This is a genomic window from uncultured Campylobacter sp. (genome assembly GCF_937997595.1).
Lineage (GTDB): Bacteria > Campylobacterota > Campylobacteria > Campylobacterales > Campylobacteraceae > Campylobacter_B.
Genome location: NZ_CALKTS010000069.1, coordinates 1 through 7,035, shown reverse-complemented (window position 1 = coordinate 7,035; position 7,035 = coordinate 1). Strand labels below are relative to the sequence as shown.

Annotated in this window: 9 protein-coding genes and 1 tRNA gene; all 10 read left to right on the top strand. The window is 52.3% G+C overall.

What is annotated here, in order from left to right:
• Positions 1-4: 4 nt before the first annotated feature.
• Positions 5-352: an aspartate 1-decarboxylase gene (gene panD / locus Q0614_RS02325; protein WP_298786270.1), complete on the top strand. Its 348-nt coding sequence runs from the start codon at positions 5-7 to the stop codon at positions 350-352.
• Between the two features lies 1 nt (position 353).
• Entirely contained in the window at positions 354-833 is a 480-nt protein-coding gene (locus tag Q0614_RS02320) for a hypothetical protein (RefSeq protein WP_298786266.1), read from the top strand.
• A 135-nt stretch (positions 834-968) separates the two neighbouring features.
• Complete coding sequence (locus Q0614_RS02315; RefSeq protein WP_298786265.1) at positions 969-1,460, top strand: hypothetical protein; 492 nt, start codon at positions 969-971, stop codon at positions 1,458-1,460.
• Positions 1,461-1,469: 9 nt separating this feature from the next.
• Positions 1,470-1,784, top strand: a complete 315-nt coding sequence (locus Q0614_RS02310) for a hypothetical protein (protein ID WP_298786263.1) — start codon at positions 1,470-1,472, stop codon at positions 1,782-1,784.
• A 271-nt stretch (positions 1,785-2,055) separates the two neighbouring features.
• Positions 2,056-2,385, top strand: coding sequence for a YbaB/EbfC family nucleoid-associated protein (locus Q0614_RS02305; protein ID WP_297880275.1), 330 nt, complete (start codon positions 2,056-2,058; stop codon positions 2,383-2,385).
• A 594-nt stretch (positions 2,386-2,979) separates the two neighbouring features.
• On the top strand, positions 2,980-3,831 hold the full coding sequence (locus Q0614_RS02300; protein ID WP_298786261.1) for a polyprenyl synthetase family protein: 852 nt from the start codon (positions 2,980-2,982) through the stop codon (positions 3,829-3,831).
• Positions 3,832-3,834: 3 nt separating this feature from the next.
• The gene (gene tkt, locus Q0614_RS02295) at positions 3,835-5,763 is read left to right on the top strand and encodes a transketolase (RefSeq protein ID WP_298786259.1); all 1,929 of its coding nucleotides are present in this window, start codon (positions 3,835-3,837) and stop codon (positions 5,761-5,763) included.
• A gap of 27 nt (positions 5,764-5,790) precedes the next feature.
• Positions 5,791-6,201, top strand: coding sequence for a GyrI-like domain-containing protein (locus Q0614_RS02290; RefSeq protein WP_298786268.1), 411 nt, complete (start codon positions 5,791-5,793; stop codon positions 6,199-6,201).
• Between the two features lie 288 nt (positions 6,202-6,489).
• Positions 6,490-6,577: transfer RNA gene (locus tag Q0614_RS02285), tRNA-Ser, on the top strand.
• Between the two features lie 35 nt (positions 6,578-6,612).
• The coding region (locus tag Q0614_RS02280) for a GrpB family protein (RefSeq protein WP_298786257.1) at positions 6,613-7,035 on the top strand (423 nt) is incomplete at its 3' end.

The window sequence follows — 7,035 nt, the reverse complement described above, 5'->3', positions numbered from 1 at the left end:
GGTGATGAAAATCGAAATTTTATCAAGCAAAATCCACCGCGCGCGCGTGACGGACGCCAACCTCAACTACGTGGGCTCGGTCACGATCGGACCCGAGCTCATCGAAGCTGCGGGGCTTTGCGAGTACCAAAAAGTCGAGATCCTAAACGTCAATAACGGCGAGCGCTTCGCCACCTACGTGATTCGCGGCGATAAAAAGGGCGAGATCTGCCTAAACGGCGCGGCCGCGCGTAAAGTCTGCGTCGGCGACGTCGTCATCATCGTGGCCTACGCACAAATGAGCGCCAAAAAAGCGAAAGATTTCGAACCAAAAATCGTGCAGGTAAACGAGAAAAACGAGATCGTAAAATAGCATGGCATCGCGCCTCGAGGAGCTTTTCGCCTCGCCGCAGCACTACAAAAAATACAAAGCGCGGCTGGGTAAAAAACTAGCCGAGTTTCGCTTCGACTTTATGAGCGACGCAAAATGGCGCAAGCTCTTTTCGGCGATCTGCGCCGAAGGCTCGCCCGCGCAGCAGTGCGAAATTTATGATTTCTTCGGCTCCTGCGTGAACGAGATCAGATTCGCCCTGCCCGCCGCAGACTACGCGCAAGGCATCCGCGACAGCTACATCTCGCAGCGCCTCACGACGAGCGAAAAGCCCACCCTCTACGCCGAGATAGAATATATAGAATTTGCGAAATTTTACGACTTCGCAAGCCGCGGCGCGCTGCTACCGCCGGGGCACAAAAGTCAAGATCTTGATGCCATAGCGCGCTATTTAGAACGCCTGGGCAAATTCGAGATGGAGTCGGGCGAGCAAAGCTTAAAAATTTACGGCTACAGGCGCTAGCTCTTTGCGCGGGTTTTGACCTCTTGTGCGCAGGCGCACCCGCTACATCGTGCACTAAGAGGCGCTATTTGCGCTAAAATTCACTTCAAACAGCCCGTTATAGCCGCTTGTCGGTCCACAAAAAAAGGAGTAAATTTGAACTACGAAGAATTTTATGGCGCCGTCTGCGAAACGGTAGAAAAATTTGAAGCGAGCGGGGCTGCGAACAAAGAGCTGGACGCATATCTACTCGCGCTTTTAAAGCTGCTTGAAGCGCGCGGCGGCGAGCTCTTTAGCGTAGAGCTGATGCTTGAAATTCTAAGCGCGGCATTTGAGAGCGAGAGGGCGGAGCCCAGCGAGGCGTGGCTTGAGATAGAGCGAGCGCCCGAACTTGCGCACTTCTGCAAAAATAGACCTGCGGGCGGCGATACGCTTCGTTCGGCGGAGGAGCCAAAAACCGCTGCGGATATAATGCGCTGCCTACCGGAGGGCTTTGAGATAAAATTTGACGAAAGCAGATTCGCAAATTTTAAAACCGCGCCAAGCGAGGCAAAATTTACAAACGACGAGCTAAAAAACGAAGAGAGCAAGACGCAAGAGCAAAATTCTATCGCCGCAAGTGGCAGCCTCTCCGCAGAAGCAGCGTGAGGCGGGTCCTTGGAGCAAAAGACGAATGAGCCCCTGAAATTCGAGGCCGCAAACAAGCACGGCGGACCTGCGTATTCCGCGGAGGTCATAAAATTTCAGCTAGCGGAGCTTAGCAGGATGCGCGCTAGCGGACAGCTTGCGGACGAGAGCAAATTTTTCGGCATCGTCTCTCCGAGCGGGCATGGCTGGTATAATTTCGATCCGTTTTCACTGCTGGAGTGCGGAGCGCGCGGCCTGATGGATCACGCAGGCGAGGACGCGCCCGTGCGCGGCGGCTGGGAAATGCTCGGCGAACTGCTCGAAATGGGACGAACATACGAGTAGGCGCTAAATTTTGCGGCTAAATTTCAAAATTCGCGGAGCGAATTTAACGAGATCGCTTTGCTCGCTCATATTTGCGGGCGAAATTAAATCGCTCGCTTATCGTGCATGCGCCGCTTCGGCAGGGCTCGGCCAATTTCTGCGGTTTGAAATTTTAAATTTCGCGTCTCGCGTCCGCCGTAAAATCAAAGCCGAGAACAAAACTCGCAGCGCCAAGTCAAACGCTAAATTTAGCTTAAATTTGCTAAAATAGCCAAAATTTAAAGGATTTTTGATGTTCGAAGGAATGGATTTTTCAAAAATGGGGCAGATGCTCGATCAGATGCAGGCCAAGGCTAAGCAGATCGAGGAGGAGAATGCGCGCAAGGAATTTACCGTAAAATCGGGCGCGGGCATGGTCGCCATCAGGCTAAACGGCGCGGGCGAGGTGCTCGATCTAAGCATCGACGACAGCCTTTTTAACGACAAAGAGAGCTTGCAGATCCTGCTAATTTCGGCGATAGGCGACGCGATAAAACTCGTCGAAAATGAAAAGAAAGGCGCTGCAGCATCCATGCTAGGAGGGCTCGGCGGATTGGGTGATCTGCTTGGCAATAAGGGCTAAGCGTAGTTCAAAAATGGTGAAAATAGGCTTTTTAGAGAGGGCGACTACTTCCCGCCTAGCGAGCGGTTTGGATTTTACGGAGCGAGCGGCTCCTGTAGCAAACTAAATGAAGCCCGATTTTATAAGGCGACAAGTTAAATTTAGATTTTTGTGGCGGTGTAGCTTACATAAAGTGAAACTTGTTTGATTTGACGCTAGGTTATTAAATTTTAACCTTAGCAAATCAGTCAAATTTAACGGGCGGCGTGAGGGCAAATTCTAAAATTTCGGCGAGCTGCTACGCTGCGGCGCAAAGTAAAATTTAGCTAGCGCAGCTTAAATGCAAAGCGGGCGAGCCATTGCGCGACATCCGCGAGCAAATCGAGCGTAAGATGCGGCTCAAAAAAGCGGAGCATCCTTCGCCTCGCGCACTGCGTAAAGCTAGGGAAATTAAAATTTAAAATTTTAAGCGGCATGATTACTTCTACGCGACGTACAAACGACTCGCGACAGCAAAGTCTAAGCTGCGCGACAAAAAGGCATTCGAAGGGCGCGAATTTGCATTCGTCAAGGGCGCGCCCAAGCAGAGCAAATCAAAACCGCAAGGCAGGATCGATGGATATTTTAGAAAAATTTAAAGATTACTTGAAGCAAAACGAGTTGAAGGCATCTAGCTTTCATCCGTACTTTGAGGAGGCGCTCAATTACATGCTGCAAGCGGGCGGCAAGCATTTTCGCGCGCAGCTGCTGCTAGGCGTCGTCTCGGCAGTGGATGAGCGGCGCTTTGAGGGCGCGCTGGCGATCGCGATGGCGCTTGAGATGATCCACACCTACTCGCTTATCCACGACGATCTGCCCGCGATGGACGATGCGGATCTGCGCCGCGGACGGCCGAGCCTGCATAAAAAATACGACGAGGTTACGGCGATTTTGGTGGGCGACGCGCTAAATACCGACGCGTTTTTGATTGCCGCGAGCGCAAGCCTAAGCGACGAGATTAAGATAAAATGCATTAAAACTCTAGCGCGAAATGCAGGCAGCAGCGGCATGGTGCTCGGTCAGGCGATCGATTGCCGTTTTGAAAACATCCCTCTAAAGCAAAGCGAGCTTGAGTTTTTGCATCTGCACAAAACGGGCGCACTCATCGCCGCGGCGTTTGAGCTAGGCGCCATAATCGGCGGGCTAAATGATGAGCTCGCGCATGAGCTTTATAAGATCGGGCTGAAGCTAGGGCTTATATTTCAGATCGAGGATGATATCATTGATGCCACGGGCGACGAGGCAAGCGCAGGCAAACCGGTAGGAGCGGACGGCGCGAAAAATTCCTTCGTAAATTTACTCGGACTTGCGGGCGCTAGAAGCTACAAGCAGCGCCTGATAGACGAAGTAAGCGGCGCGATGAACGGCTATGATGCGAGCCTACGCGATTTGGTTTTAAATTTGATAGAAAAATACCTGAAAGGATGAAAAATGTCGAGCGAGCAGCTAAGTAAAATTTCAAACACGATCAAATTTCTAAGCGCGGATATGATCCAAAGCGCCAATTCAGGCCATCCCGGTACGCCGATGGGGCTAAGCGACGTAATGAGCGTCTTTATGAACAAGGTCCGCCACAACCCCAAAAATCCCGCGTGGCTGAACCGCGACCGCGTCGTATTTTCGGGCGGGCACGCAAGCGCGCTCGTGTATAGCTACCTCTATCTTAGCGGATATGATTTGAGCATGGACAATCTGAAAAGCTTCAGGCGCCTGCACTCCAAAACCCCCGGCCATCCGGAGATCACTACCCCGGGCGTCGAGATCGCTACCGGACCGCTCGGACAGGGCGTCGCAAACGCAGTCGGATTTGCGATGGCCGCAAAATACGCCGCATATCTGCTCAACGAGGAGGGCAACGAGATCATCGATCACCGCGTCTATTGCTTCTGCGGCGACGGCGATCTACAGGAGGGCATCAGCTACGAAGCGTGCGCGCTTGCGGGCAGACACAACCTCGATAATCTCACGATAATTTATGATTCTAACGGCATCACGATCGATGGCAGCACCGATATCGCGTGGTTTGAGGACGTAAAGGTGCGATTTGAAGCGCAAGGCTTTGAGGTCGCGCGCATCGACGGGCATAATTTCGATCAGATAGAATTCGTCCTTGACGAGGTCAAAAACAAAACCAAACCCTACCTCATCATCGCAAATACCACGATCGGCAAGGGTGCGCTCGAGCTTGAGGGCACGGCCAAGACGCACGGCGCGCCGCTTGGAGAGGAACTGCTTGCGCGCGCTAAGCAAAGCCTGGGCTTTGATCCCGCCCAAAGCTTCGTCGTAAGTGAGGACGTGCTTTTTGCGACGCGCGCTGCGGTTGAGAGGGGCGATTTGGAGGAGCGGCTTTGGAAGGAGAAGCTTGCGAAGCTAAGCGATGAAAAAAAAGCGCTTCTAAACGAGCTTTTAAATCCCGATTTTAGCAAGATAGAATTTCCAAATTTTAGCGGGCTTAAGGTCGCCACGCGCGATAGTAACGGTAAAATTTTAAACGCCATCGCAAACGCGGTGCCCGGCTTTTTGGGCGGAAGCGCCGATTTGGCGGCATCGAATAAGACCGAGCTAAAAGGCGGCGGCGACTTTCCGTGCGGCAAAAATTTACACTTCGGCATCCGCGAGCACGCGATGGCGGCGATCGGCAACGCCTTTGCGAGATACGGGCTTTTCATTCCGTTTAGCGCGACGTTTTTTATCTTTAGCGACTATCTCAAAACGGGCGCGCGGCTTGCGGCGCTGATGGGCTTGCGACACTATTTCGTCTTCACGCACGACAGCATCGGCGTGGGCGAGGATGGACCGACGCACGAGCCTATCGAGCAGCTTAGCACCTTCCGCGCGATGCCAGACTTCTACACCTTCCGCCCCGCAGACGGCAACGAAAACGTAAAATGCTGGCGCACGGCGCTTGCTCTGAATGCCCCCGCGGCGTTCGTCTGCTCGCGTCAGGGACTTGAGCCGCTACCTAAGGCGGTTTTGGGCGACGTGCAAAACGGCGCGTATCTGCTAAGGCAGAGCAAAGAGGCACGTATCACGCTCATCGCAAGCGGCAGCGAGGTTTCGCTCTGCCTAAAAGCGGCAGCGATCCTGCAAGAGCAAGGCATCGGCGCAAACGTCGTAAGCGCGCCGTGCTTCGAGCTTTTGTGCGAGCAGGACGCAGATTATTTGGCGCAAATCCTGCAGGCGCAGACTAAAATTTTGGCCGTCGAAGCCGCAAGCGCGCTTGAGTGGTATAAATTTGCAGACGCGGTACACGGCATGCAAAGCTTCGGCGAGAGCGGCAACGCGAGCGAGCTATTTAAGCTTTTCGGCTTCACCGACGTCGCGATCGCAAAAGAAGCAAGGGAGCTTTTAGAGCAGTAGCGGAAAGGGTAAAATTTGAGCGAAAAAATCAAAATTTCGTATTTAGACGGATTTAAAATTTACGGATTAAAAGCCCGCACGAAAAACGCGGACGAGCTAGGCGGAAGCGGTAAAATTCCCGCGCTGTGGGCGGAATTTATGAAAGAGTGTTATGACGGGCGGAGCGAGATTTACGGCGTCTATTACGATTACGAAAACGGCGCCGACGGACTTTACGATATCTTTATCGGCACCAAAGCGCCCCGCAGCGACGAAGCCTTGGAGATCAAAAGCGGCAAATACGCGGTTTTTAGCTTCCCGAATGAGCCGCAAAACGTAGCAAAGTTTTGGAGCAAAATTTGGAGCTTTTTTGAGGCCGGCGAACTAAAAAGAGCGTTTGGAACGGATTTTGAGTTTTACGGCGGAGACGAGATCAAAATTTTTATCTCGGTTTTGTAGGGCGGCGCATGAAATTTATAAACGGCGAGTGATTTTTCGCCGCCGCGACGATGAGCTTTTGCGTAAAATTTCATCCATAAAGCGGTAAAATTCCGTGCCCAAAACTATGCGCGAAAGTAAATTTTATGCCCAAAGCGCGCCGTACCTTAAGCCGTAGATTTAAAACGAAATCTAAATTTGCGCCGTTAAATTTCAACCCCCGCCCGCAAAAACAGGCGAAATTTCGCGCGGAATTTCATTTTTAAATCTGTTATTAAGCCATTTTTGGCTTAAATTACACTTTCATTCGGGTAGATGTCCGAGCGGTCGAAGGAGCGCGCCTCGAAAGCGCGTAAGGCGTCAGCCTTCTGGGGTTCGAATCCCTATCTACCCGCCATTCATTCAAATTTCACCCAATACTCGGGAGTTAAGATGAGCAATAAACTCCTTTCGATGAGCCTGCAGGAGCTGTGGCGACTCTTTCCAATACGTCTCGTGCCGCACGATCCGCGCTGGAGCGTTTGGTTTAGGCAGGAGCGCGAAATTCTGCGCGGTCTGCTGCGAGATCATGGCGAGATCAAGATCCACCATATCGGCAGCACCGCGGTAAGCGGGATCTGGGCGAAGCCGATCGTAGATATTTTGATCGAATGCTCGGATATTGCCGTCGCCAAACAGCGCTTGATAGAGGCGGGCTATCTGCTAATGAGCGAAAAGGGGAGCCGCTGCAGCCTAAATAAGGGCTACACCGAAGCGGGATTTGCCGAGCGCGTTTTTCACGTGCATCTGCGAAATTTCGGCGATGCGGATGAGATATTTTTTAGAGATTTTTTGCGGGCGAATGCGGATATCGCC

Excerpts from the sequence above, each read along its gene's own strand:
- tkt (WP_298786259.1), top strand. The coding sequence starts at position 3,835 with ATGTCGAGCGAGCAGCTAAGTAAAATTTCAAACACGATCAAATTTCTA.
- Q0614_RS02305 (WP_297880275.1), top strand. The coding sequence starts at position 2,056 with ATGTTCGAAGGAATGGATTTTTCAAAAATGGGGCAGATGCTCGATCAG.
- Q0614_RS02320 (WP_298786266.1), top strand. The coding sequence starts at position 354 with ATGGCATCGCGCCTCGAGGAGCTTTTCGCCTCGCCGCAGCACTACAAA.
- panD (WP_298786270.1), top strand. The coding sequence starts at position 5 with ATGAAAATCGAAATTTTATCAAGCAAAATCCACCGCGCGCGCGTGACG.
- Q0614_RS02300 (WP_298786261.1), top strand. The coding sequence starts at position 2,980 with ATGGATATTTTAGAAAAATTTAAAGATTACTTGAAGCAAAACGAGTTG.